The 24,723-nt window shown below is 57.1% G+C and carries 22 protein-coding genes; 17 read left to right on the forward strand and 5 right to left on the reverse strand.

What is annotated here, in order from left to right; genetic code table 11:
* Nucleotides 1–62: 62 nt before the first annotated feature.
* A complete protein-coding gene (gene metR / locus ABU178_RS01000) occupies nt 63–995 on the reverse strand; it encodes an HTH-type transcriptional regulator MetR (RefSeq protein WP_397211092.1) in 933 nt (310 codons plus the stop codon).
* Between the two features lie 173 nt (nt 996–1,168).
* On the opposite strand from metR, the gene metE reads away from it, so the two are divergent.
* Nucleotides 1,169–3,439 carry a 5-methyltetrahydropteroyltriglutamate--homocysteine S-methyltransferase gene (gene metE / locus ABU178_RS01005; RefSeq protein WP_397211094.1) on the forward strand — a complete coding sequence of 757 codons (2,271 nt, stop codon included), beginning with the start codon at nt 1,169–1,171 and terminating at the stop codon, nt 3,437–3,439.
* A 58-nt stretch (nt 3,440–3,497) separates the two neighbouring features.
* Here metE and ABU178_RS01010 read toward each other — a convergent pair whose 3' ends face one another.
* On the reverse strand, nt 3,498–4,334 hold the full coding sequence (locus ABU178_RS01010; protein ID WP_397211096.1) for a dienelactone hydrolase family protein: 837 nt from the start codon (nt 4,332–4,334) through the stop codon (nt 3,498–3,500).
* Nucleotides 4,335–4,629: 295 nt separating this feature from the next.
* Between ABU178_RS01010 and udp the strand changes: the two genes are divergently transcribed.
* The 10 genes from udp (at nt 4,630) to tatD (ending at nt 13,949) form a co-directional block, all read left to right on the forward strand.
* Nucleotides 4,630–5,391: a uridine phosphorylase gene (udp, locus tag ABU178_RS01015; RefSeq protein ID WP_397211098.1), complete on the forward strand. Its 762-nt coding sequence runs from the start codon at nt 4,630–4,632 to the stop codon at nt 5,389–5,391.
* 83 nt (nt 5,392–5,474) lie between these two features.
* Nucleotides 5,475–6,743, forward strand: a complete 1,269-nt coding sequence (locus tag ABU178_RS01020) for a tetratricopeptide repeat protein (RefSeq protein ID WP_397211100.1) — start codon at nt 5,475–5,477, stop codon at nt 6,741–6,743.
* Nucleotides 6,744–6,832: 89 nt separating this feature from the next.
* Entirely contained in the window at nt 6,833–8,341 is a 1,509-nt protein-coding gene (rmuC, locus tag ABU178_RS01025) for a DNA recombination protein RmuC (protein WP_397211102.1), read from the forward strand.
* Between the two features lie 75 nt (nt 8,342–8,416).
* Nucleotides 8,417–9,172 carry a bifunctional demethylmenaquinone methyltransferase/2-methoxy-6-polyprenyl-1,4-benzoquinol methylase UbiE gene (gene ubiE / locus ABU178_RS01030; protein WP_397211104.1) on the forward strand — a complete coding sequence of 252 codons (756 nt, stop codon included), beginning with the start codon at nt 8,417–8,419 and terminating at the stop codon, nt 9,170–9,172.
* A gap of 12 nt (nt 9,173–9,184) precedes the next feature.
* On the forward strand, nt 9,185–9,790 hold the full coding sequence (gene ubiJ / locus ABU178_RS01035; RefSeq protein ID WP_397211105.1) for a ubiquinone biosynthesis protein UbiJ: 606 nt from the start codon (nt 9,185–9,187) through the stop codon (nt 9,788–9,790).
* Entirely contained in the window at nt 9,787–11,424 is a 1,638-nt protein-coding gene (gene ubiB, locus ABU178_RS01040) for a ubiquinone biosynthesis regulatory protein kinase UbiB (protein ID WP_397211107.1), read from the forward strand. The genes ubiJ and ubiB overlap by 4 nt, the downstream gene beginning before the upstream one ends.
* A 111-nt stretch (nt 11,425–11,535) precedes the next feature.
* Nucleotides 11,536–11,790, forward strand: a complete 255-nt coding sequence (tatA, locus tag ABU178_RS01045; RefSeq protein WP_397211109.1) for a twin-arginine translocase TatA/TatE family subunit — start codon at nt 11,536–11,538, stop codon at nt 11,788–11,790.
* A 3-nt stretch (nt 11,791–11,793) separates the two neighbouring features.
* On the forward strand, nt 11,794–12,321 hold the full coding sequence (tatB, locus tag ABU178_RS01050) for a Sec-independent protein translocase protein TatB (protein ID WP_397211111.1): 528 nt from the start codon (nt 11,794–11,796) through the stop codon (nt 12,319–12,321).
* Between the two features lie 2 nt (nt 12,322–12,323).
* Entirely contained in the window at nt 12,324–13,076 is a 753-nt protein-coding gene (gene tatC, locus ABU178_RS01055; protein ID WP_397211113.1) for a Sec-independent protein translocase subunit TatC, read from the forward strand.
* A gap of 90 nt (nt 13,077–13,166) precedes the next feature.
* Entirely contained in the window at nt 13,167–13,949 is a 783-nt protein-coding gene (tatD, locus tag ABU178_RS01060; RefSeq protein ID WP_397211115.1) for a 3'-5' ssDNA/RNA exonuclease TatD, read from the forward strand.
* Here the strand turns inward: tatD and rfaH are convergent.
* A complete protein-coding gene (gene rfaH, locus ABU178_RS01065; RefSeq protein ID WP_397211117.1) occupies nt 13,946–14,434 on the reverse strand; it encodes a transcription/translation regulatory transformer protein RfaH in 489 nt (162 codons plus the stop codon). The genes tatD and rfaH overlap by 4 nt on opposite strands.
* Nucleotides 14,435–14,635: 201 nt before the next feature.
* Between rfaH and ubiD the strand changes: the two genes are divergently transcribed.
* Nucleotides 14,636–16,120 (forward strand): 4-hydroxy-3-polyprenylbenzoate decarboxylase, encoded by a 1,485-nt coding sequence (ubiD, locus tag ABU178_RS01070; protein WP_397211119.1) that lies wholly within the window; start codon nt 14,636–14,638, stop codon nt 16,118–16,120.
* Nucleotides 16,121–16,162: 42 nt separating this feature from the next.
* On the forward strand, nt 16,163–16,864 hold the full coding sequence (gene fre / locus ABU178_RS01075; protein WP_397211121.1) for an NAD(P)H-flavin reductase: 702 nt from the start codon (nt 16,163–16,165) through the stop codon (nt 16,862–16,864).
* A 46-nt stretch (nt 16,865–16,910) separates the two neighbouring features.
* Here fre and fadA read toward each other — a convergent pair whose 3' ends face one another.
* Nucleotides 16,911–18,074, reverse strand: coding sequence for an acetyl-CoA C-acyltransferase FadA (gene fadA, locus ABU178_RS01080; protein ID WP_397211123.1), 1,164 nt, complete (start codon nt 18,072–18,074; stop codon nt 16,911–16,913).
* Between the two features lie 10 nt (nt 18,075–18,084).
* Complete coding sequence (fadB, locus tag ABU178_RS01085; protein ID WP_397211125.1) at nt 18,085–20,268, reverse strand: fatty acid oxidation complex subunit alpha FadB; 2,184 nt, start codon at nt 20,266–20,268, stop codon at nt 18,085–18,087.
* 186 nt (nt 20,269–20,454) lie between these two features.
* Between fadB and pepQ the strand changes: the two genes are divergently transcribed.
* Genes pepQ through hemG form a run of 4 tightly spaced genes read left to right on the forward strand, consistent with a single transcriptional unit; the run spans nt 20,455 to nt 24,442 of the window.
* Nucleotides 20,455–21,786 carry a Xaa-Pro dipeptidase gene (gene pepQ, locus ABU178_RS01090; RefSeq protein ID WP_397211127.1) on the forward strand — a complete coding sequence of 444 codons (1,332 nt, stop codon included), beginning with the start codon at nt 20,455–20,457 and terminating at the stop codon, nt 21,784–21,786.
* Nucleotides 21,786–22,403: an IMPACT family protein gene (locus ABU178_RS01095; RefSeq protein ID WP_397211129.1), complete on the forward strand. Its 618-nt coding sequence runs from the start codon at nt 21,786–21,788 to the stop codon at nt 22,401–22,403. The genes pepQ and ABU178_RS01095 overlap by 1 nt, the downstream gene beginning before the upstream one ends.
* Nucleotides 22,404–22,434: 31 nt before the next feature.
* Entirely contained in the window at nt 22,435–23,886 is a 1,452-nt protein-coding gene (trkH, locus tag ABU178_RS01100) for a Trk system potassium transporter TrkH (protein ID WP_397211131.1), read from the forward strand.
* A gap of 19 nt (nt 23,887–23,905) precedes the next feature.
* Complete coding sequence (gene hemG, locus ABU178_RS01105; protein WP_397211133.1) at nt 23,906–24,442, forward strand: menaquinone-dependent protoporphyrinogen IX dehydrogenase; 537 nt, start codon at nt 23,906–23,908, stop codon at nt 24,440–24,442.
* Nucleotides 24,443–24,723: the final 281 nt, after the last annotated feature.

The following is a 24,723-nucleotide window of genomic DNA, read 5'->3' on the forward strand; positions in this document are numbered from 1 at the left end:
GCTGCGCATTATAGGCCAGGGAACCGGAGGATAACAGGCGGCATTTTGTCCGCCCGACGGAATCAGGGCGAGGAGGGCAGCAGCGAGCCGGGACGTGAAGCATCCCGTACAAAAGGAAGATGCTCACAGGCGTGCTGACGCGCAAAACGCATAAAGGCTTCCAGCACTGGCTGCCGCTGTTCGCCATCGCGCACCGCCGCATAAAGCCGACTCCACAGCCCATCCCCCAGGGTTTTGGTGACCACCAGCTTTTGATGCTCAAAACTCTCCACCACCCAGTGCGGCAGGGCGGCAATCCCCATGCGCGCCGCCACCATCTGAATCAGCAGCAGGGTGTTATCCACGCTTTTCAACGCCGGACTGACGCCTGCGGGTTGCAGAAAATGACGCCAGATATCGAGGCGCTGGCGCTGCACCGGATAGATCATCAACACCTCGCTCGCCAGATCCTCCGGCGTAATATGCGCTTTCTGCGCCAGCGGATGGTCCGGCGCCAGCACCAGACGCACTTCAAAATCAAACATCGGCGAATAGTGCAGCCCGCTGCGCGGCAGGATATCTGAGGTTAGCACCACGTCCAGCTCGCCCTGCTGGAGCGCCGGTTGCGGATCGAAGGTGACGCCCGATTTGAAATCCATCACCACCTGCGGCCAGCTCTGGCGGAAATTATCCAGCGCGGGCGTCAGCCACTGAATACAGCTGTGGCACTCAATAGCGATGCGCAGAGCGGTCTGATGCGGTTCATGGCACGCCTGTAGCGCCTGCTGAATCTGCGGCAACACCTGTTCCGCCAGCTGCAACAAAATCTCTCCCTGCGGCGTAAAACGCAGCGGCTGGCTTTTGCGCACGAACAGACGAAAACCGAGACGCTGCTCCAGATCGCTGAACTGATGCGATAACGCCGATTGCGTTTGATGGAGCTGAGCAGCGGCCGCCGCCAGCGAGCCGGTATTCCTGAGTGCCTGCAGCGTCCGCAGGTGTTTGAGTTCGATCATGAGAGTCCTTCACATCGAGATTGAACAATTTGCGCTTGAGGAACATACACTACCCGCAGATGATAGCAGTGTAAACATCTGGACGGCTAAACATCTTTGGCGGGCGCGCTTTCACCTCAGGTTTTAACCGCGCCAGCGACGCCAAAGCATCAAAAATATCTGGAGAACATCTGATGACCATACTGAACCATACGCTCGGCTTCCCCCGTGTCGGCCTGCATCGCGAACTTAAAAAAGCGCAGGAGAGTTACTGGGCGGGCAACAGCACGCAGCAAGAATTACTGGCGGTGGGTCGTGAATTGCGCGCGCGCCACTGGCAACAACAGAAAGAGGCGGGCGTGGATCTGCTGCCGGTGGGCGATTTCGCCTGGTACGATCATGTTCTCACCACCAGCCTGCTGCTGGGCAACGTACCGGCGCGCCATCAGAATAAAGATGGTTCGGTGGATCTTGATACCCTGTTCCGTCTGGGACGTGGTCGTGCGCCGAGCGGAGAACCGGCCGCAGCAGCAGAAATGACTAAATGGTTTAACACCAATTATCACTACATGGTGCCGGAATTTACCAAAGGGCAGCAGTTCAAACTGACCTGGACACAGCTGCTGGAAGAGGTGGATGAGGCGCTGGCGCTGGGCCATAAAGTGAAGCCTGTGCTGCTGGGTCCGGTAACTTATCTGTGGCTGGGCAAAGTGAAAGGCGAGCAGTTTGATCGTCTCTCTCTGCTGAACGATATTCTGCCGGTTTATCAGCAGGTACTGGCCGAGCTGGCGAAACGCGATATCGAGTGGGTGCAGATTGACGAACCGGCGCTGGCGCTGGAGCTGCCACAGGCCTGGCGCGAGGCGTTTCAGCCTGCCTATGACGCCTTACAGGGCACAACCCGCCTGCTGCTGACCACCTATTTTGACAGCATTGGTCAGAATATTGACGTGATTCGTACGCTGCCGGTTCAGGGGCTACATCTGGATCTGGTGCATGGTCGCGACGACATTGCGCAGTTGAATCAACAGATTCCTGCGGACTGGTTGCTCTCTCTCGGCGTGATCAATGGCCGTAACGTCTGGCGGGCCGACCTGAGCCGCTGGTTTGCGCGTTTGCAGCCGCTGGTTGGGCAGCGTGACCGGGTATGGATTGGCACCTCCTGCTCGCTGCTGCACAGCCCGATCGACCTGAGCGTGGAAACCCGACTCGATGAAGAAGTGAAAAGCTGGTTCGCTTTCGCCCTGCAGAAATGCGCCGAGCTGGCGCTACTCAGCAAGGCGCTGAACACTAACGATCCCGCCGCGCTGGAAGCCTGGAGCGCCCCGGTGCGTGCCCGTGCGCACTCTGCCCGCGTGCATAACGCGGCGGTGGGTGAACGTCTGGCGGCGATCGCCGCGCAGGACAGCCAGCGTCAAAGCCCTTACGCACAGCGTGCCGAGGCTCAGCGCCAGCGTTTTAACCTGCCCGCCTGGCCGACCACTACTATCGGTTCCTTCCCGCAAACCACGGAAATCCGCGGCCTGCGCCTCGGCTTCAAGCAGGGGCGTCTCGACAGACATCACTACCGCACCGGTATCGCTGAACATATCAAGCAGGCGATCCTTGAGCAGGAACGTCTTGGTCTGGACGTGCTGGTACATGGCGAAGCCGAGCGTAACGATATGGTGGAATATTTCGGCGAGCATCTGGATGGTTTCGTCTTTACCCAGAACGGTTGGGTGCAGAGCTACGGTTCGCGCTGTGTGAAGCCGCCGGTGATTATCGGCGACGTCAGTCGCCCTGAGTCGATTACCGTTGAGTGGGCGAAGTATGCGCAGTCGCTGACCAGCAAGCCGGTGAAAGGCATGTTGACCGGCCCGGTGACGATTCTCTGTTGGTCATTCCCGCGTGAAGATGTCTCCCGCGAAACCATCGCCAAACAGATCGCGCTGGCGCTGCGTGACGAAGTAGCGGATCTGGAAAAAGCGGGCATCGGCATTATTCAGATTGATGAACCGGCGCTGCGCGAAGGTCTGCCGCTGCATCAGTCCGACTGGGCGGCTTATCTCACCTGGGCGGTGGATGCGTTCCGCCTGAATGCGGCGGTAGCGCAGGATGAAACGCAGATTCATACCCACATGTGTTACTGCGAATTCAACGACATCATGGATTCAATTGCGGCGCTGGATGCCGATGTGATCACCATCGAAACCTCGCGTTCTGATATGGAGCTGCTGGAATCCTTTGAGGAGTTCGAATATCCGAATGAAATCGGTCCGGGCGTTTACGATATTCATTCGCCGAACGTGCCGGGTGTGGAATGGATGGAAACGCTGTTGCGTAAAGCGGCGCAGCGCATCCCGGAAGCGCGTCTGTGGGTCAACCCGGACTGCGGCCTGAAAACGCGCGGCTGGACGGAAACGCGTCAGGCGCTGGCGAACATGGTCAAAGCAGCGCAAAACCTGCGCGGCGAAAAAGCGTAATAAAGTCTGCTAAACGTTGTGTTGTAGTTTGGGGCGCGCAGGCGCCCCTTTTTTATCTTCAGGCCGTTGGCGCCACGCCATACTGCCGGAACCAGGCCAGCATACGCGACCAGCCATCTTTCGCGGATTCCGCGTGATAGCTGGGGCGATAGTCAGCGTTGAACGCATGGCCCGCATCGGGATAAACCACGATTTCCGCGTTGGCATTGGCGGCACGCAGCGCCTGACGCATCTGCTCCACGCTCTCCAGCGGAATACCTTCATCCTGTCCGCCATACAGACCCAGCACCGGCGCGGTGAGATCCACCGCCACATCAATCGGATGCTTTTGCTGCTTCATGGTCTTGTCGCCCACCAGACGGCCATACCAGGCGACAGCGGCGCTCAGCTGTGGATTATGCGCGGCATAAAGCCAGCTGATGCGTCCGCCCCAGCAAAAACCGGTGATGCCCAGACGACGAATATCACCGCCGTTGCGCGCAGCCCAGTTGGCCGCATGATCGAGATCGGAAAGCACCTGGCTATCCGGTACTTTGCTCACCAGCTCTTTAAAAAGGGTAGGGATATCGTCATAGTCATTGGGATCGCCCTCGCGGAAATAGAGTTCCGGCGCCACGGCCAGGTAACCCTCCAGCGCCAGTCGACGACAAATATCGCGGATGTGCTCATGGACGCCAAAAATCTCCTGCACAACCAGCACCACCGGTAACGGTCCTTCAGCCTCTTTGGGTTTGGCGAAGAACGCCGGCATATTTTCCCCCTGGCTGGGTACCGAGGTTTCGCCAGTCTGGATCGCCGGGCTGTCCGTCACGATGGTGGTCGAGGCGGTGGGCAGCACGGCCGACGCGAAGCCGCCGGTTGCAGATTTTTGTGCCATATTTTCTTCGGTTTTCATTGTTCTCTCCGTGCAAGCAATAGCGCAATCACGTAACTATAGCCTGGGGATAACCAGGCGGCGGGTAGCAGAGCGGGCAGAACATCGCCATTTCTCATTCTCTTTATCATTGCTGAGAAAGGTTACACATTGCAGCTTGTAGCATTGGCGGATAATAGAGTCAGATATGTGACATATATCGCACTATTTTACGGTAAAAATGTAACTTTCATTTTTTGTAGTGATTGTTATCACACATTTATCCGGTGAGGTGACGTAAAGTGTCGCCCAAACCCCCTTTCATCAGGAGTCTGTTATGGCGCAATCTGACGTTTTCCATCTGGGTCTTACCAAAGCCGATCTGCAGGGCGCAACGCTGGCTATCGTGCCGGGCGACCCTGAGCGTGTAAAAAAAATTGCCGGGCTAATGGAGAACCCGCAGCACCTGGCTTCGCACCGTGAGTTCACCAGCTGGCTGGCGCAGCTTGACGGCAAGCCGGTGGTGATCTGCTCAACCGGCATTGGCGGGCCGTCGACTTCAATTGCCGTGGAAGAGCTGGCGCAGCTCGGCGTGCGTACCTTTTTGCGCGTCGGCACTACCGGGGCGATCCAGCCGCACATTAATGTCGGCGACGTGCTGGTCACCACCGCGGCGGTACGCCTTGACGGCGCCAGTCTGCACTTTGCGCCGATGGAGTTCCCGGCGGTAGCGGATTTTACCTGCACCACCGCGCTGGTCGAGGCGGCGAAAGCCAGCGGCGCCAGCCTGCATGTGGGCGTCACCGCCTCATCCGATACTTTTTATCCGGGCCAGGAGCGTTACGACACCTTTTCAGGCCGCGTGGTGAGCCGTTTTCAGGGATCGATGCAGGAGTGGCAGCAGATGGGCGTGCTCAACTATGAGATGGAATCCGCTACACTTTTGACGATGTGCGCCAGCCAGGGGCTGCGTGCCGGTATGGTGGCAGGCGTGATCGTTAATCGCACGCAGAAAGAGATTCCGGATGCGGCGGCCATGAAACAAACCGAAAGCGATGCGGTGAAGATCGTTGTGGAAGCTGCGCGTCGCCTGTTATAGCGCGCCTTGCCCGTCGTCATTTCCGCAACAGGACGACGGGCGGAACAGAACGGGGCGCAATTTGAATAAAAGGGAGAATTTGAATGCGCAAAACGATTCCTGTCCGTCGTCCTGCTCCGGCTGCCTCTTCTGCCGAATTGCAGGCCCGCCTTGAAGCCAGCGCCGCCCGTTTTCGTCAGGCCATGGCTGAATCTGATTTCCCCGTTGCCCGCCAGTGCTGCGAAGAGGTATTGCGTTTCGCGCCCAACAATATGCGGGTGCTGAGCGATTATGCGCTGAGCCTGATGCGCGTGGGCGAGCAGGCGAAAGCTTATAAGGTGTATCAAAAAATTTATCAGGCGCCTGCGCCACAGCGCGCGCAGGCGGCGGAGACGTGGCTTGATGGTCTGGTCGAAGCGTGCGGCTGGCTGGGAAAAACGGATGAAGTACGGCGCTACGGGCTGGAGGCGCTGGAGGCCGCCGATGCGCGTTTCGCTCAGGGTCAGCGCTATCCGTTTCCCTCGTCTGCGCCTCCGCCGTTCGACGCCAGCAAGCCTGAACAGAATATTATCGCTTTCAGCCTCTATGGCGGGCAGCCGCGCTATTGCGAAACGCTGATCAAAAACGTTGAGGTGGCGCGTGAGCTTTATCCCGCCTGGACCTGCCGGGTCTGGCTGGATGAGAGCGTGCCGCAGCATGTCTGGCAACGTCTGCGGCAGGCGGGCGCGCAGCTGGTGGATATGTCGCAGGAAAAAGCGATTTTCCCTACGCTGTGGCGCTTTCTGGTGATGGACGATCCCACCGTGCGGCGCTTTATTGTACGTGACGCTGACTCGCTGCTTTCCGAGCGTGAGACCGCGGCGGTAGAGGAGTGGCTCGCCTCGCCTTACTGGTTCCACCATATGCGCGACTACTTTTCCCATACGGAGCTGCTGCTGGCGGGGATGTGGGGAGGGTGTCAGGGCGTGTTTAGCGGGGTGGGCGAGTGGATGCGTGATTTCCATGCCCGCTATACCAGCAGCGAGCGTTTTGCCGATCAAACCTTCCTGAAAATGGTGCTCTGGCCAACGGTACGGGAAAGCGTGCTTAATCACGATGCGCTGTTTGGCTTCCATGGCGCACGCGCGTGGCCGACACATGCGCCGGTACGCTGGCGAAATGAGAGCTTTCACGTCGGCAGCAACGCTGGTTTCGCCAGCATGACGGGCAAAACCAGCGTGGCGGAGGGCGAAACCCAGCCGATAGAAATTATCCGGGACAACGAGCGCTGGCACTATAAGGCGCAGGTGAAAAATGCCGAGTGGAAGCTGCCGATGCCGTTCTTTCTGATCGATGAATGGCAAAGCGGACGGCTAAAAGTGCAGGCGTTGTAACCTTTCGTTCTGACGGGCAAAATTGTCTGGACATTCATACAGTGCGACTCTACCTTTTCCCTGAACGACGCGATGGGGTGAGGGATAACGTGGATCAGCAAATCATTATCAGCGCCTGCCTGGCGCTGGCCGGACTCGGCATCGGCTGGATTCTGGCGCAGCTGCGCACGGGTCATCAGCAGGCGGCTTTCACTGCCGAGCGGCGGCTGATGGAGGAGGCGCAGCGTCGTCAGGAACAGCAGATCGAAAACGGTCGTCAGCAGCTACAGCTACGCGAGCAGGAGCTGCGCCAGCTGCACGGCTCGCTCAGCGCGGCGCAGGAGAAGCTCCAGCAGCTCGACTACTGGCGCGGCGAGTGCGAGCAGCTTAACCGCGAGCTGCGTAATCAGCTTGAAGTGAACAGCGCGCAGGAAGCGGAACTGCGCGAAGTCACCATTCGTCTTGAAGAGACGCGCTTTGCCGCCGAGGAGAAGCAGCGTCTGTTAACCAACAGCGAACAGCGCCTCAGCGCGCAGTTTGAGAATCTCGCCAACCGTATCTTCGAAAACAGCGGCCGTCGCGTCGACGAGCAGAACCGTCAAAGCCTGAACAGCCTGATTGGCCCGCTGCGCGATCAGCTGGACGGCTTTCGTCGTCAGGTCAATGAAAGCTTCGGTCAGGAAGCGCGCGAGCGTCATACGCTGGCCCATGAGATCCGCCAACTACAGCAGCTGAATGCGCAGATGGCGCAGGAAGCGATCAACCTGACGAAAGCGCTGAAGGGCGACAACAAAATTCAGGGCAACTGGGGCGAAGTGGTGCTCAGCCGGGTGCTGGAGGCGTCAGGTCTGCGTCAGGGCTACGAGTATGAAACCCAGGTCAGCGTGCAGCTGGAGCAGCAGCAGGGCCGTATGCAGCCCGACGTGATTGTGCGTTTGCCGCAGGGCAAAGATGTGGTGATCGACGCCAAAATGACGCTGGTGGCCTATGAACGCTACTTTAATGCTGAAGATGAAGTCACGCGGGAGCAAGCGTTGCAGGAGCATGTCAGCGCCATGCGCGCACATATTCGCTTACTGGGACGCAAAGATTATCAACAATTACCCGGTTTACGCTCGCTGGATTATGTGTTGATGTTTATCCCGGTTGAACCGGCGTTTCTGCTGGCGATCGATCGTCAGCCCGAAATCATCAGCGAAGCGCTGCAGCAAAACATCATGCTGGTGAGCCCAACCACTTTGCTGGTGGCGCTGCGCACCATCAACAACCTCTGGCGCTATGAGCATCAGAGCCGTAATGCGCAGCGCATTGCGGACCGCGCAGCCAGGCTGTATGACAAAATGCGTCTGTTTGTTGATGATATGAGCGGCATCGGCCATAACCTGGATAAAGCGCAGCAAAGTTACCGTCTGGCGATGAAAAAACTCGCCGAAGGGCGCGGCAATCTGATTGCCCAGAGTGAAGCCTTTCGCTCGCTGGGCGTAGAGATAAAACGTTCGATTAACCCACAGCTGGTGGAACAGGCGAAGCCGGATCAGGACGACGACAGCGCATGGCTTGATGAAGCGCCCGAGGCGGCGGAAATGCCCGCCCAATCGTTGCGCAGCATTAATGAATAACGCGGGCGTCGCGTGCCTGACCTTCGGGACTCTGTTACACTTCGGGAAGTCTTGATTGTAGAGCAGGTATAACCAATGGCAGATGAATCACAGGAAACAACCCATTTTGGCTTTCAGACCGTCGCCAAAAGCGAAAAGGCTGAAAAAGTCGCGGACGTGTTTCACTCCGTAGCGGCAAAATATGACCTGATGAACGATTTGATGTCTTTTGGCATCCATCGTATCTGGAAACGTTTTACCATTGATAACAGCGGCGTGCGTCGCGGTCAGCGCGTACTGGATCTGGCTGGCGGCACTGGCGATCTCACCGCGAAATTCTCGCGTCTGGTGGGCGAAACCGGCCAGGTCGTGCTGGCGGATATTAACAGCTCAATGCTGAAAATGGGCCGTGAAAAGCTGCGCAATCTGGGCGTGGTGGGCAATGTCAGCTATGTGCAGGCGAATGCCGAAGCGCTGCCGTTTCCTGATAACTATTTCGATTGCATCACCATCTCATTCGGTCTGCGTAACGTGACGGAAAAAGAGAAGGCGCTGGCCTCGATGTACCGCGTGCTGAAGCCGGGCGGACGTCTGCTGGTGCTGGAGTTTTCTAAACCGCTGCTCGAGCCGCTCAGCAAAGCTTACGACACCTACTCTTTCCACATTCTGCCGCGCATCGGCCAGATGGTGGCGAAGGATGCGGAAAGCTATCGTTATCTGGCGGAATCGATCCGTATGCATCCCGATCAGGAGACCCTGAAGGCGATGATGAACGATGCGGGTTTTGAAAATACCAACTATTACAACCTGACCGGCGGCATCGTCGCGTTGCATCGCGGCTATAAGTTTTAATCTGCTATGGCGATGACATTAACGCCCCTGATGACGGCCGGTCTGGAGACCGCGCTGAATCGTATTCTTTACCGCGATCGCAGCCTGAAAGCCGCGCGCCAGCGTCTGACAGGCAAAGTGCTGACGCTGCGCCTGCAAGAGCTGTCACAGCCGCTGGTGCTGGTGTTTAGCGAGCAGCAGTTGGATGTGCTGGGCGACTGGCAGGACAACAGCGATTGCATCGTTAAAATGCGCCTTGCCACGCTGCCCAAGCTGCGCGATCGCCAGCAGCTTACTGGCCTGATCCGCAGCGGCGAGCTGGAAGTGGAAGGCGACCTGCAGGTGGTGCAGCAGTTCTCCGCACTGATGGATTTGGCCGAGCTGGATCCGGCGGAGTATCTCGCGCCCTGGGTTGGCGATATCGCTGCGCAGAGCATCAGCCAGGCAGCACAGCGCGCCTTGCAGTTTCTGCGCAGCGATGTTCAGCGCAAGCAAAGTTATCTTGGTCAGGCGCTAACCGAAGAGTGGCGCGTCGCGCCAGGCGCGCTGGAACTGGCCTGGTTTTGTGAGGAGGTGGACGCGATGGATCGTTCGCTTGATGCGTTGACTACGCGTTTAGCGCAGCTGGAGGCGAAATGACGCTGGGAGAAATTCGTCGTTTATATTTTATTATCAAGGTGTTTCTGACCTATGGCCTTGATGAACTGATCCCCCGCATGCGCATTACGCTTCCGCTTCGCCTCTGGCGGCGCGGGGTTTTCTGGATCCCTAACCGGCATAAAGATAAAGACATTGGCGTGCGCATGCGTATGGCGATGGAACAGCTCGGCCCGGTGTGGATCAAGCTTGGACAGATGCTCTCGACCCGACGCGACCTCTTTCCGCCGCAGATCGCCGATCAGCTGGCGATTTTGCAGGATCGCGTTGCGCCTTTCGACGGCGTAAAGGCGAAAGCGCAGATTGAGCGCTCGCTGGGCGGCCCGCTGGAAACCTGGTTCGACGATTTTGATATCAAGCCGCTGGCTTCCGCTTCCATCGCCCAGGTGCATACCGCGACGCTGAAAGAGAACGGCAAGCAAGTGGTGATCAAAGTGATCCGCCCCGATATTTTGCCGGTGATCAAAGCGGATATGCGGTTGATTTACCGTATCGCCCGCTGGGTGCCGCGTCTGCTGCCTGATGGTCGCCGTCTGCGTCCGGTAGAAGTGGTGCGCGACTACGAAAAAACGCTGCTGGATGAGCTTAACCTGCTGCGCGAGGCAGCGAACGCCATTCAGCTGCGCCGTAACTTTGAAGGCGACCGCCTGCTCTATGTGCCGGAGATGTACTCCGACTACTGCAGCGAATCGATGCTGGTGATGGAACGCATCTACGGCATTCCCATCTCTGACGTGGTGGCGCTGGAACAGCATGGCGTGAACATGAAGCTGCTGGCCGAGCGCGGCGTGCAGGTGTTTTTCACCCAGGTATTCCGCGACAGCTTTTTCCACGCCGACATGCATCCGGGCAATATTTTCGTCAGCTACGATCACCCGGAAGATCCGCAATATATCGGTATCGACTGCGGCATCGTCGGCTCGCTGAATAAAGAAGACAAGCGCTATCTGGCCGAGAACTTTATCGCTTTCTTCAATCGCGACTACCGCAAAGTGGCGGAGCTGCACGTCGATTCCGGCTGGGTGCCGCCGGATACTAACGTGGAAGATTTCGAGTTCGCCATCCGTACGGTCTGCGAGCCGATTTTCGAGAAGCCGCTGGCGGAGATCTCCTTCGGACACGTATTGCTGAACCTGTTCAATACCGCGCGTCGCTTCAATATGGAAGTGCAGCCGCAGCTGGTGCTGTTGCAGAAAACGCTGCTCTATATCGAAGGCATTGGTCGCCAACTCTATCCGCAGCTTGACCTGTGGAAAACTGCCAAGCCTTTCCTTGAAGACTGGATTAAAGATCAAATCGGGCTTCCGGCGATATGGCGTGCGGTAAAAGACAAAGCGCCATTCTGGGCGGAGAAGCTGCCGGAACTGCCGGAACTTTTTTATGAAAGTATGCGTCAGCATAAGATGTTGCAGCACAGCGTCGATAAGCTCACTACCGATCTGAATGCGCAGCGCACCCGCCATCATCAGTCGCGTTATCTGTTTGGCGTAGGGGCAGCTTTGCTGCTGAGCGGAACGGCTATATTGCTGAACCGGCCGGAGTGGGATTTCTTTCCGGCGCTGTTAATGGCGTCGGGAATCGTCACCTGGCTAATCGGTTGGCGCAAGACAAACTGATTGTCAGGCTTACCTAAAACGCGGTAATGTCGCTGATTAAGACCCTGCACGCAGGGGGCTTTCTGTGGTGCGTTACCCGTCAGTTTTTCACAGAATAGTAGAGGCTATCTCATGGGCGGTATCAGTATTTGGCAATTGATCATCATTGCCGTCATTGTTGTACTTCTGTTCGGTACCAATAAATTACGTAATCTGGGTTCGGATTTGGGTTCCTCCATCCGTGGCTTTAAAAAAGCGATGGGCGACGAGGACGACAAAAAGGATCAACCGAAAGAGCAGGACGCTGAATTCAACGCCAAAACGCTGGCGGACAAACAGCAAACTTCGGCTAGCAAAGAAGAAGTCAAGAAAGACAAGCAGGTATAAACCGTGTTCGATATTGGTTTCAGTGAACTGATATTGGTATTCGTTATCGGGCTGATTGTTCTCGGCCCGCAACGATTGCCTGTTGCGGTGAAAACCGTAGTCGGCTGGATTCGGGCGATGCGCTCGCTGGCAGCGAATGTGCAGAACGAGCTGGCACAGGAACTGAAGCTGCAGGAGCTGCAGGATAGCCTGAAAAAAGTCGAAGAGGCGGGCAGAGGCTCGCTTTCGCCTGAGCTGAAAGAGTCGATGGATGAGCTGCGTAAAACCGCAGATTCGATGAAGCGTTCTTATCAGCAAAGCAGCGAGCCTGAAAAGGCGGATGATGAAGCCAATACCATTCATGCGCCGCAGCAGAAGCCAGCGGGCGAAACGCATGGCCCGGTTACGCCAGCCTCGTCCGTCAATCAGGCCAGCGCCCCCGCTCAGGCACCCCAAACCGGCAGCGCGACTGCAACGCCAGCCAGCAAGCCCGAAAGCGCTGGCGTCGTAAGCAGCGCGGCAACGCCTTCCCAAGCAAGTGACGAACGATAACCATGGCCGTTGAAGATACCCAACCGCTCATCAGCCATCTGATCGAGCTGCGCAAGCGCCTGTTGAATTGTATCATCGCCGTATTTGTCATTTTTCTGGCGCTGATCTATTTCGCGAATGATATTTATCATCTGGTGGCGTCGCCGCTGATCAGCCAGATGCCATCCGGCTCCAGTATGATTGCGACGGATGTCGCCTCACCCTTTTTCACGCCGATTAAGCTGACGATTATCGTCTCGGTTTTTCTCGCGGTGCCGGTGATCCTCTATCAGGTCTGGGCATTTGTGGCGCCTGCGCTTTACCGCCATGAACGCAAGCTGGTTATGCCGCTGCTCTTTTCCAGTACGCTGCTGTTTTATGTCGGCGTCGCCTTTGCCTATTTTATTGTCTTTCCGCTGGCGTTTGGCTTCTTTGCCAAAACCGCGCCGCAGGGCGTACAGATTGCTACCGACATTACCAACTATCTCGATTTCGTCATGACGCTGTTTATGGCGTTCGGCGTGGCGTTTGAAGTGCCGGTCGCGATCGTATTGCTCTGCTGGACCGGCATCACCAGTCCGGAAGATTTGAAGAAGAAACGGCCCTATATTCTGGTCGGCGCTTTTATCGTCGGTATGCTGCTGACGCCGCCGGACGTTTTTTCTCAAACTTTGCTCGCTATTCCGATGTACTGCCTGTTTGAAGTGGGCGTATTCTTTTCCCGTTACTACGTGGGAAAAGGGCGTCAGGATATGGATAAGGAACAGGAAACCTAATCCTGATGTCACTGCGAGCTTCCCGCAAAACGGCGGGATAAAGATCAATCCAAACCGCCCCAGGGGCGGTTTCTTTTTTTGGAAAGCGATATGTTTGATATCGGTGTAAACCTGACCAGCACGCAATTCGCAAAAGATCGCGAACAGGTGACTGCTCGTGCGCGCGAAGCGGGCGTCACCGGCATGCTTATTACCGGCACCAACGCGCTGGAGAGCCAGCAGGCGCAGCGCCTGGCGGAACGTCATCCTGACTACTGCTGGTCAACGGCGGGTGTCCATCCTCATCACGCCAGCGAATGGTCAGCAGAAACGGCCAACACGCTGCGGCGTCTGGCGGAGAGTCCGCAGGTGGTCGCGATTGGCGAGTGCGGGCTGGATTTCAATCGCAACTTCGCCGCGCACGATCAGCAGGAATATGCTTTCGACGCCCAGCTGGCGCTGGCGGCAGAACTCAACATGCCGGTGTTTTTGCACTGTCGTGAAGCCCATGAGCGACTGGCCGCAGTGCTGAAGCCCTGGCTGGCGCAGTTGCCCGGTGCGGTGGTGCACTGCTTCACCGGGACGCGTCAGGAACTGGAGTCGTGCCTGGCGATGGGCTTATACATTGGCATTACCGGCTGGGTGTGCGACGAGCGGCGCGGGCTGGAACTGCGCGACATGTTGCCGCAGATCCCGGCCAACCGGCTGCTGCTGGAAACCGACGCACCTTATCTGCTGCCGCGCGATATGCGCCCACGGCCAACCTCGCGGCGCAATGAGCCCTGCTTTTTACCGCATATTGTTCAACAGGTGGCTCACTGGCGCGGCGAAGAGGCGCAGACCTTGGCGGCGCGCCTGGACCGTAATGCCCGTACGCTGTTTGGTCTGGCTTAGAGTTTGCGGAACTGCTTGTTGTCGACGCTACGCATCACCTGTTTGTTAAGCAGATTCAGCAGCAGGATAGAGCGGGTTTCGCCATCCGGCTCGGCGAAAATGGCGCGCAGCCCTTCAAAAGTGCCTTCGGTGATAATCACCTCATCGCCGCTTTGCGGCGTCTCGGGATCGCTCAGGGTTTGCGGCGCTTCGCTTTGCAGCGCCTCAATCACTTCTGAGGGAACCGTGGCGGGCATCGCGCCAAAACGCACAAAATGGCTGACGCCGCGCGTTGAGCTGATAGTTGTGGTATGAATGGCTTCGGGATCGAACTCGATAAACAGGTAGTTTGGGAACAGCGGCTCACTCACGGTGGTACGTTTGCCGCGCACGATCTTTTCAAGTGCAATCATAGGGCTGAGGCAATGCACCTCCTGCCGCTCCAGATGCTCTTTTGCGCGCAACAGCTGACCACGTTTACAGTAGAGTAAGTACCAGGATTCCATAACTGCTCCCAAATAACAGACGCTAAGAATAGCAAACCTGCTGTCAGAGTTATAGCGCATCGGGTACGGGAAAGATGCCGTTCGCTGAAAATTATTGGGAATTTTCTTAACGTGCGCCGTGGGGCTGTGGCATAAACCTCAACACTTCATCAGAATCAGTCCTATAATGGCCGATTCAATCTGGCCGGAAAGTAACGCCACATGAAATATCAGGATTTACGAGATTTCCTGTCGCTGCTGGAGCAGCGGGGAGAGTTAAAGCGGATCGCTCAGGCAATCGATCCGATACTGGAAATGACCGAAATTGCGGACCGCACGCTGCGCGCTGGCGGTCCGGCGCTGCTGTTTGAGAATCCCAAAGGCTACGACATGCCGGTACTCTGTAACCTGTTTGGCACGCCGAAGCGCGTGGCGATGGGGATGGGCCAGGAGGATGTCGGCGCGCTGCGTGAAGTGGGTAAACTGCTCGCCTTCCTGAAAGAGCCGGAGCCGCCAAAAGGTTTCCGCGATCTGTTCGATAAGATGCCGCAGTTCAAGCAGGTGCTGAATATGCCTACCAAACGGCTGCGTAATGCGCCGTGTCAGGAGGTGGTGTTTCAGGGCGACGAGGTCGATCTGTCGCGCATTCCGGTGATGAAATGCTGGCCCGACGACGCCGCGCCGCTGATTACCTGGGGATTGACCGTTACGCGCGGTCCGCACAAAGAGCGCCAGAATCTGGGCATCTACCGTCAGCAGGTAATCGGCAAGAACCGCCTGATTATGCGCTGGCTCTCTCATCGCGGCGGCGCGCTCGATTTTCAGGAGTGGTGCAAGGCCCATTCCGGCGAGCGTTTCCCGGTTGCGGTGGCGCTGGGGGCCGATCCCGCGACGATTCTGGGCGCCGTCACGCCGGTGCCGGATACGCTGTCGGAATACGCCTTTGCCGGTCTGCTGCGCGGCAATAAAACCGAAGTGGTGAAATGCCTTTCCAACGATCTGGAAGTCCCGGCCAGCGCTGAAATCGTGCTGGAGGGCTACATTGAGCCGGGCGATATGGCGCCGGAAGGGCCGTATGGCGATCACACCGGCTACTACAATGAAGTGGATGATTTCCCGGTATTCACCGTAACGCACGTCACGCAACGTCACAAGGCAATCTACCATTCAACCTATACCGGTCGTCCGCCCGATGAGCCGGCGGTGCTGGGCGTCGCGCTGAATGAAGTGCTGGTGCCGATTCTGATCAAGCAGTTCCCGGAAATTGTGGACTTCTATCTGCCGCCGGAAGGCTGTTCCTATCGTCTGGCGGTAGTGACCATCAAAAAACAGTATGCCGGTCATGCGAAACGCGTGATGTTTGGCGTCTGGTCGTTCCTGCGTCAGTTCATGTACACCAAGTTTGTTATTGTGTGTGACGACGACGTCAATGCCCGCGACTGGAATGATGTGATCTGGGCGATTACTACCCGCATGGATCCGGCGCGCGATACGGTGTTGGTTGAGAACACGCCCATCGATTATCTTGACTTCGCCTCGCCGATCTCCGGCCTCGGCTCAAAGATGGGCCTGGACGCAACCAACAAATGGCCGGGCGAAACCCAGCGCGAATGGGGGCGTCCTATCGTGAAGGATCCCGCCGTTACCGCGCGTATCGATGCAATCTGGGATGAGTTAGGCATTTTTAATCAGCCGCCGCAGCGTTGATGGCGTGCACAGACCCATATGACGACCCGACAGAGGGAACGCATGACAACATTAAGCTGTAAAGTGACTTCGGTCGAAGCGATTACCGATACCGTTTACCGCGTCCGGCTGGTGCCGGAGGCGGATTTTAGCTTTCGGGCCGGGCAGTATCTGATGGTGGTAATGGATGAGCGCGATAAACGCCCGTTCTCTCTCGCTTCCACGCCGATGGAAAAAGATATTATTGAACTGCATATCGGCGCTTCCGATATCAACCTTTATGCGATGGCAGTGATGGAGCGCATTCAGAATCAGCGCGAAATTACCGTGGATATCCCGCACGGCGACGCCTGGTTGCGGGAAGAGGGCAGCCGTCCGCTGATCCTGATTGCTGGCGGCACCGGCTTCTCTTATGCCCGTTCGATTTTGCTTACCGCGCTTTCACAGCAGCCGGATCGCGACATCGCGATTTACTGGGGCGGACGCGAGCTGAAGCATCTCTACGATCTGGAAGAGCTGAATGCGCTGGCGATCAAACATCCGAACCTGAAGGTGATTCCGGTGGTGGAACAGCCGGAAGCGGGTTGGCAGGGGCGCAGCGGTACGGTATTAACCGCCGTAATGCAGGATTACGCCACGCTGAGCGAGCACGATATCTATATCGCCGGACGTTTCGAGATGGCGAAAATCGCCCGCGATCGTTTCTGTGCCGAACGCGGCGCGCTGGAAGCGCATATGTTTGGTGACGCCTTCGCCTTTATCTGAGCCGCAAAAAACCCGCCCTCGCAGGCGGGAATCAAGGCTCAGCGTATTAAACGCGTTCGAATACGGTGGCGATGCCCTGACCTAAGCCAATGCACATGGTTGCCAGGCCAAAGCGGGCATCGCGCCGCTGCATAATATTCAGCAAAGTGGTGGTGATGCGTGCGCCTGAGCAGCCCAGCGGATGACCCAGCGCGATAGCGCCGCCGTTCAGATTAACTTTCTCATCCATCCGATCCAGCAGGCCAAGATCTTTGATGCAGGGCAGCGTTTGCGCGGCAAAGGCTTCGTTCATCTCAAAAATGTCGATGTCGCTGACGCTCAGACCGGCGCGCCTGAGCGCCAGCTGACTGGCCGGGACCGGGCCATAACCCATAACCGACGGATCGCAGCCTACCACTGCCATGCTTTTGATGCGTGCCAGCGGTATCAGGCCGAGTTCGCGCGCGCGGGTTTCGCTCATCACCAGCATTGCTGCCGCGCCGTCCGAGAGCGCCGACGAGCTGCCGGCTGTGACCGTGCCGTTTACCGGATCGAACGCCGGTTTTAGCGCAGCGAGTCCCTCCAGGCTGGTCTCTTCACGGATTACCTCATCATAATCGAAGCGTTTCAGAACGCCGTCCGCATCATGACCCCAAGTGGGCAGGATCTCGTTGGCAAAATCGCCGCGCTGCGTGGCCTGGGCGGCACGCTGATGCGAACGCAGCGCAAAGGCGTCCTGCTGTTCGCGGCTGATGTGGTGCATACGTGCCAGCATCTCAGCGGTCAGCCCCATCATACCGGCGGCTTTGGCGACCGTGCGGCTCAGGCCGGGATGAAAGTCGACGCCGTGACTCATCGGCACATGCCCCATATGCTCCACGCCGCCCACCAGGCAGGCGTGCGCATCGCCGACCATAATGGCGCGCGTCGCATCGTGCAGCGCCTGCATGGACGAGCCGCACAGCCGGTTAACGGTAGTAGCCGGTACGCGATGAGGGATTTCCGCCAGCAGCGCCGCGTTGCGTGCGATATTGAAGCCCTGTTCCAGCGTTTGCTGCACGCAGCCCCAGACCACATCATCCAGCCGGGCGGCATCCAGCGCCGGGTTGCGGCTCAGCAGCTCGCGCATCAGGTGCGCGGAGAGATCTTCCGCGCGGACGTGACGAAACGCGCCGCCTTTTGAGCGTCCCATCGGCGTGCGGAGAGCATCAACAATAACCACATTTTCCATTCTCTTCTCCTCACGCGCTTTTCAGCGCAGCTTCATCAATGGGTTTGGCTGTGGGATACCAGCTCTCATGCTGATGGGCTTTCTCCAGCAGCAGCGCGGGCAACTGATAAAGCGCCCCCAAAGCACGATAGCGTTTGGCCTGATCCACCACGTTGCTGTTGCCAAGCGTATCCAGATAGCGCAGAGCGCCGCCGCGGAACGGCGGGAAGCCCAGGCCGTAAACCAGTGCCATATCTGCTTCCGCAGGCGAGGCGATGATCTTCTCCTCCAGGCAGCGCACCACTTCATTCAACAGCGGGATCATCATACGATTGATAATCTCTTCATCGCTGAATACGCGTTTGGGCTGGCAAACGTTCTGCAATAGCGCGTCCACCTCGGGATCGGAGACTTTTTGCAGTTTGCCTTTTTTGTCCTCTTCCCAGCGCCAGAAACCGCACTGATTTTTTTGCCCGTAGCGTCTGGCGTCAAACAGCACATCAATCGCATCCCGATAGGCTTTCTTCATGCGCGTCGGGAAGCCCTCGGCCATTACGCGCTGTGCGTGGTGCGCGGTATCGATACCGACCACGTCCAGCAGCCAGGCGGGTCCCATCGGCCAGCCAAACTGCTTTTCCATCACCTTATCGATTTGACGGAAGTCGGCACCATCGCGCAGCAGCAGACTGAAGCCGGCAAAATAGGGAAAGAGCACGCGGTTCACGAAAAAGCCCGGACAGTCATTCACCACAACTGGCGTTTTGCCCATTTTGCTCGCCCAGCTCACCACTTTGCTCAGCGTGGCCTCTGAGGTTTTCTCGCCGCGCACCACTTCGACTAACGGCATTCGCGGCACCGGGTTAAAGAAGTGCATGCCGCAGAAGTTTTCCGGTCGCTGCAACGCCTGCGCCAGCTGGCTAATGGGAATGGTGGAGGTATTGGAAGCGAGTATTGCCTCCGCGCGCAGATGGCTTTCCGCTTCCGCCAACACCTGCGCTTTGATCTGCGGATTTTCCACCACCGCTTCAACAACAATATCGGCGCGTTCGAAGCCCGCATAATCCAGCGTCGGCTGAATAGTGGCGATAACGCTGCCGAGCTGGTTGCCATTAATCCTGCCGCGCTCAAGCTGTTTGTTCAGCAGCTTGCTCGCCTCTTTCATGCCCAGATCCAACGCATGCTGGTTAATATCCTTTATTTTTACCGGCACACCTTTCCACGCAGACTGGTATGCGATGCCGCCGCCCATAATGCCTGCACCGATAACCGCCGCCTGCGTGGGCGCATCACTATTCTGCGCGCGTTTTTTCGCCAGGCCTTTCACATACTGGTCGTTCAGGAAGATGCCAACCAGCGCCCGGGCCACGTCCGACTGCGCCAGCGGCACAAAAGCGGCGGTTTCCAGCCGCAGCGCGTCATCGCGTCCAAGCGTCGCCGCCGCTTCAATGGTTTTTACTGCGGTGAGCGGGGCAGGATAATGTTTGCCGGCAGTCTGCATCACCACTGCTTTGGCGAGGGTAAAACTCATCGCCGCTTCAATCGGGCTAAGCTTCAACGGCTCCAGCTTCGGCTGACGACGCTGCCGCCAGCTGCTGTCGGCAATGGCGGCTTTGAGCATAGTGAGCGCGCCGTCATGCAGTTTTTCCGGTGAGACCACGGCGTCGACCAGTCCCAGCCTCAGCGCGGCATCGCCATCAACGTCTTTGCCTGCGACAATAATTTCCAGCGCGCTGTCAGCACCCAGCAGGCGAGGTAAGCGCACGCTGCCGCCGAATCCCGGCATGATCCCCAGTTTGGTTTCCGGCAGGCCGATGCGCGCCTGCGGCGTCGCGATGCGCAGGTCGGTCGCCAGTATGCACTCACAGCCGCCGCCAAGCGCGTAGCCATCAATCGCCGCCAGCGTCGGTACCGGCAGATCTTCCAGACGATTAAAAATGGTGTTGGCCCAGGCCAGCCACTGGCTCAGCTTTTCGCCCGGCGCGTTGAACAAGGAAAGAAATTCGGTAATGTCAGCGCCGACGATAAAGGCCGGTTTGGCGGAACAGAGCAGCACGCCGCGCAGATCCGGCAGTTGCTCCAGTACGGCAATCGCTTCGCCAAGGCTGGCAACGGTTCGCGTATCCAGCTTATTGACCGAGCCGGGGGCGTCAAAAAGCAACCTGGCGATGCCATCGTCAAGCCAGCTGAGAGAAAGGGTAGCGCCCTGGTAAAGCATGTCTGCCTCCTGAAACTGCGATTAGGGATCTGGTCATACCAGATGTTCAGGAGTGTGCGAGTCACGTTAATTTTTTGCAAACGAGAGTTTGCTTATTTGCTAACAAGATCACAGCGTTCGGAACACGGCATCCTGCAGGCGGCTGTGGTACACTGCGGCCATTTTCGCGACACCGGAGAGATGTAAATGGATTCTCTGAAAGACCTTTATCACGCTCATATCCTTATCCTTCAGCAGCGTGCGCAGCAAATGCTGGCGCGCTGTAAGCTTGATGCGATGCTGATTCATTCAGGCGAACTGTTAACCGTTTTTCTTGACGACCACAGCTATCCGTTCAAGGTAAATCCGCAATTCAAAACCTGGGTGCCGGTCACTCAGGTGCCAAACTGCTGGTTATGGGTTGACGGGGTAAACAAGCCGAAGCTGTGGTTCTACTCTCCGGTGGATTACTGGCATAACGTTGAACCGCTGCCGCAGAGTTTCTGGACCGACGACGTTGAGGTTATCGGACTTAAAAACGTAGACGATATCGGCCAGCTGCTGCCCACGCAGCGGGGGAACGTGGCATATATCGGCCCGTCGCCGTCGCGTGCCGCTCAGCTGGGCATCACGGCTGATAAGGTCAATCCTCAGCAAGCGATCGATTTCCTGCACTACTATCGCAGCTATAAAACCGATTATGAACTGGCCTGTATGCGTGAGGCGCAAACGCTGGCGGTAGCGGGACATCGCGCCGCGAAAGAAGCTTTTTTTTCCGGTCTGAGCGAGTTTGATATCAATATTGCCTATCTCTCCGCTACCGGGCACCGCGATACCGATGTGCCCTACGGCAATATCATCGCCCTGAACGAACATGCCGCGGTGCTGCACTACACCAAACTGGATCACCAACCGCCTGCGAAACGTCACAGCTTTCTGATTGATGCGGGCGCCGAGTATCTCGGTTATGCCGCAGATTTAACCCGCAGTTACGCCGCGCAAAGCAGCTCGCTTTACGCGCAGCTGGTTGATGCGATGAATACCGAAGAGCTGGCGCTGATCGATACGCTGAAGGCAGGCGTGCGCTATACCGATTACCATCTGCAAATGCATCAGCGCATTGCGAAACTGCTGCTGAAGTTCGACCTGGTGCAGGGATTGAGCGAAGAGGCGCTGGTGGAAGAAGACATTACCGGGCCGTTTATGCCGCATGGTCTGGGTCATCCGCTGGGGCTACAGGTTCACGATGTGGCGGGTTTTATGCAGGATGATCGCGGCGCGCATCTCGCAGCGCCCGCGCAGTATCCTTATCTGCGCTGCACGCGCGTGCTGGAGCCTGGCATGGTGCTTACCATTGAGCCTGGCATTTACTTTATCGACTCGCTGCTGACGCCGTGGCGGGAAGGGAAGTTCAGCCAGCACTTTAACTGGCAGGCCATCGATGCGCTGAAGCCATACGGCGGCGTGCGCATCGAGGACAATGTAGTCATCCATGCCAACCGCATTGAAAACATGACGCGCGATCTACATCTCGACTGATGGACGCCTGGGATATCCCCGCGCAGACCGTGAGCGTCAGCGAGGAAACCATTAAAAAAAGCCGCTTCATTACGCTGCTGGCACATACTGATGGCGTTGAAGCGGCGCGTGCCTTTGTGCAGCAGGTTAAAGCGGAACATCCTGCGGCGCGTCATCACTGTTGGGCCTGGGTCGCGGGCGCGCCTGATGATTCTCAACTGCTGGGTTTTTCCGATGATGGCGAGCCTTCCGGCACCGCAGGGAAACCGATGTTGGCGCAGCTGATGGGCAGCCAGATTGGCGAGATTACGGCGGTAGTGGTGCGCTACTACGGCGGGATTATGCTCGGCACCGGCGGGCTAGTTAAAGCCTACGGCGGCGGGGTGCAGCAGGGATTGAAGCAGCTGGCGCGGGTACGCAAAGTGCCCCTGCAGCGTTTCCATTTGCAGTGCGATTATGCCCAGCTAAAAGATATTGGACGTCTGCTTCAGCGTTTTGAAGGTGAAATCGTGGAGAGCCAGTTTCTCGATCGTATCGATCTCACGCTGGCATTGCCGCCGGGACAACTCGACGGATTTTCGCAGAATCTGTCAGACTTTAGTCGGGGTACGCTGGTGCTGATCCCGATGAAACAGTAACTCTTTTCATTTCTGTAAAGGAAACGGCTGAATGCATTTTCGTGCCATTACCCGCATTGTTGGTCTGCTGGTGATCCTCTTTTCGGTGACAATGATCGTCCCCGGCTTGGTAGCCTTGATTTATCGTGACGGTGCCGGACGCGCGTTCAGTCAGACCTTTCTTATGGCTATTGTTATCGGCTCGCTGCTGTGGTGGCCCAACCGGAAACAGAAAAGCGAACTGAAACCGCGTGAAGGTTTTTTGATTGTGGTCCTTTTCTGGACCGTGCTCGGCAGCGTTGGGGCGATGCCCTTTATCTTTGCCGATCAGCCGCATCTGTCGATTACCGATGCCTTTTTCGAGTCGTTTTCCGGGCTGACCACCACAGGCGCGACGACTCTGGTCGGACTGGACTCGCTGCCTAAAGCGATTCTGTTTTATCGACAGATGCTGCAATGGCTGGGCGGCATGGGAATCATCGTTTTAGCCGTGGCGATCCTGCCTATCCTGGGCGTTGGCGGCATGCAGCTCTATCGCGCTGAAATGCCCGGCCCGCTGAAGGATAACAAGATGCGGCCACGTATTGCCGAGACGGCAAAAACGCTGTGGCTGATCTACGTCCTGCTGACCGTCGCCTGCGCGGTGGCGCTCTGGCTGGCTGGTATGCCGATATTTGACGCCATCGGCCACAGCTTTTCCACCATCGCCATCGGCGGCTTTTCTACCCATGACGCCAGCCTCGGTTATTTCAACAGTCCTACCATTAATACTATCGTTGCGGTATTTCTGCTGATCTCCGGCTGCAACTATGGTTTGCACTTTTCCATGCTGAGCGGGCGCAATCTTCGCGTCTACTGGCGCGATCCGGAATTTCGCATGTTTATCGGCGTGCAGATTACGCTGGTTATCATCTGCACGTTGGTGCTCTGGTTTCATAATGTGTATGCCAGCAACTGGCAAACGCTGAACCAGGCATTCTTTCAGGTGGTGTCGATGGCCACAACGGCAGGTTTCACCACCGACAGTATTGCCCGCTGGCCGCTGTTCCTGCCGGTGCTGCTGCTCTGTTCCGCTTTTATCGGCGGCTGTGCCGGTTCAACCGGCGGCGGCTTAAAGGTGATCCGTATTCTGCTGCTGTTTAAGCAAGGCTCGCGTGAGTTAAAACGCCTTGTGCATCCCAATGCGGTATACACCATTAAACTGGGTAACCGCGCGCTGCCCGAACGTATTCTCGAAGCCGTTTGGGGGTTTTTCTCCGCCTATGCGCTGGTGTTTCTGGTCAGCATGCTGGCGATTATCGCCACCGGGGTTGACGACTTCTCTGCCTTTGCTGCCGTAGCCGCCACGCTGAACAACCTTGGGCCGGGACTGGGCGTCGTGGCGGATAACTTCACTTCAATGAACGACGTAGCAAAATGGATTTTGATTTCAACGATGCTGTTCGGGCGTCTTGAGGTCTTTACGCTGCTGGTTCTGTTTACGCCAACGTTTTGGCGTGAATGATTTTTGACAGGAAGCCTTTATGAAAGCATTGATCCTTTTTTCCAGCCGTGATGGTCAAACACGTGAGATCGCTTCTTATATCGCTAATGCGCTGAAAGAGAAGCAGGCCAGCGATGTAATGAATCTTCTGCACGCAGAAACCATCGACTGGTGTCAGTATGACCGTGTGCTGATCGGGGCATCGATCCGCTACGGCAACTTCCACCCGGTGGTGACAAAATTTGTGAAGCAGCACCTGCGTGAGCTTCAGCAACGTTCCAGCGGTTTCTTCTCGGTCAACCTGACTGCGCGTAAGCCCGAAAAGCGTACGCCCCAAACCAATGCTTATACGCGCAAGTTTTTGCTGCACTCTCTCTGGCAGCCTGATTGCTGCGCGGTTTTCGCCGGCGCGCTGCGTTACCCCCAATATCGTTGGTTTGATCGCGTGATGATTCAGCTGATTATGCGCATGACCGGTGGTGAGACCGATACAACCAAAGAAGTGGAGTATACCGACTGGGAGCAGGTGCGGCGCTTTGCCAAAGAATTCGCTCAATTACCAGGCAAATCGCCCTGATTTAAAACGATTTGATGAAATTTAATCCGAACGGTAATTTTTTTGCAATAAACCCTTGTCAGTGAGAATTAACTCCCTATAATGCGCCTCCACTGACACGGAACAACGGCTTCACAGCCACCGGGTCAGAGGTTCAGGAAACGCTGAACCGCCGGAGAAAATCGCTGAAAAAAGTGGTTGACTCTGAGGGAGAGTAGCGTAATATACGCCACCTCGCGACAGACGGTTAACCCGCTGGTCGCACCGCTCTTTAACAATTTATCAGACAATCTGTGTGGGCA

This window comes from Pantoea osteomyelitidis (genome assembly GCF_044342975.1).
Classification (GTDB): Bacteria; Pseudomonadota; Gammaproteobacteria; order Enterobacterales; family Enterobacteriaceae; genus Pantoea; species Pantoea osteomyelitidis.

What these genes read in the sequence shown, in the direction of transcription:
- metR (WP_397211092.1), bottom strand. Translation starts at nt 995, where the DNA reads ATGATCGAACTCAAACACCTGCGGACGCTGCAGGCACTCAGGAATACC.
- metE (WP_397211094.1), top strand. Translation starts at nt 1,169, where the DNA reads ATGACCATACTGAACCATACGCTCGGCTTCCCCCGTGTCGGCCTGCAT.
- ABU178_RS01010 (WP_397211096.1), bottom strand. Translation starts at nt 4,334, where the DNA reads ATGAAAACCGAAGAAAATATGGCACAAAAATCTGCAACCGGCGGCTTC.
- udp (WP_397211098.1), top strand. Translation starts at nt 4,630, where the DNA reads ATGGCGCAATCTGACGTTTTCCATCTGGGTCTTACCAAAGCCGATCTG.
- ABU178_RS01020 (WP_397211100.1), top strand. Translation starts at nt 5,475, where the DNA reads ATGCGCAAAACGATTCCTGTCCGTCGTCCTGCTCCGGCTGCCTCTTCT.
- ubiE (WP_397211104.1), top strand. Translation starts at nt 8,417, where the DNA reads ATGGCAGATGAATCACAGGAAACAACCCATTTTGGCTTTCAGACCGTC.
- ubiJ (WP_397211105.1), top strand. Translation starts at nt 9,185, where the DNA reads ATGACATTAACGCCCCTGATGACGGCCGGTCTGGAGACCGCGCTGAAT.
- ubiB (WP_397211107.1), top strand. Translation starts at nt 9,787, where the DNA reads ATGACGCTGGGAGAAATTCGTCGTTTATATTTTATTATCAAGGTGTTT.
- tatA (WP_397211109.1), top strand. Translation starts at nt 11,536, where the DNA reads ATGGGCGGTATCAGTATTTGGCAATTGATCATCATTGCCGTCATTGTT.
- tatC (WP_397211113.1), top strand. Translation starts at nt 12,324, where the DNA reads ATGGCCGTTGAAGATACCCAACCGCTCATCAGCCATCTGATCGAGCTG.
- tatD (WP_397211115.1), top strand. Translation starts at nt 13,167, where the DNA reads ATGTTTGATATCGGTGTAAACCTGACCAGCACGCAATTCGCAAAAGAT.
- rfaH (WP_397211117.1), bottom strand. Translation starts at nt 14,434, where the DNA reads ATGGAATCCTGGTACTTACTCTACTGTAAACGTGGTCAGCTGTTGCGC.
- ubiD (WP_397211119.1), top strand. Translation starts at nt 14,636, where the DNA reads ATGAAATATCAGGATTTACGAGATTTCCTGTCGCTGCTGGAGCAGCGG.
- fre (WP_397211121.1), top strand. Translation starts at nt 16,163, where the DNA reads ATGACAACATTAAGCTGTAAAGTGACTTCGGTCGAAGCGATTACCGAT.
- fadA (WP_397211123.1), bottom strand. Translation starts at nt 18,074, where the DNA reads ATGGAAAATGTGGTTATTGTTGATGCTCTCCGCACGCCGATGGGACGC.
- fadB (WP_397211125.1), bottom strand. Translation starts at nt 20,268, where the DNA reads ATGCTTTACCAGGGCGCTACCCTTTCTCTCAGCTGGCTTGACGATGGC.
- pepQ (WP_397211127.1), top strand. Translation starts at nt 20,455, where the DNA reads ATGGATTCTCTGAAAGACCTTTATCACGCTCATATCCTTATCCTTCAG.
- ABU178_RS01095 (WP_397211129.1), top strand. Translation starts at nt 21,786, where the DNA reads ATGGACGCCTGGGATATCCCCGCGCAGACCGTGAGCGTCAGCGAGGAA.
- trkH (WP_397211131.1), top strand. Translation starts at nt 22,435, where the DNA reads ATGCATTTTCGTGCCATTACCCGCATTGTTGGTCTGCTGGTGATCCTC.
- hemG (WP_397211133.1), top strand. Translation starts at nt 23,906, where the DNA reads ATGAAAGCATTGATCCTTTTTTCCAGCCGTGATGGTCAAACACGTGAG.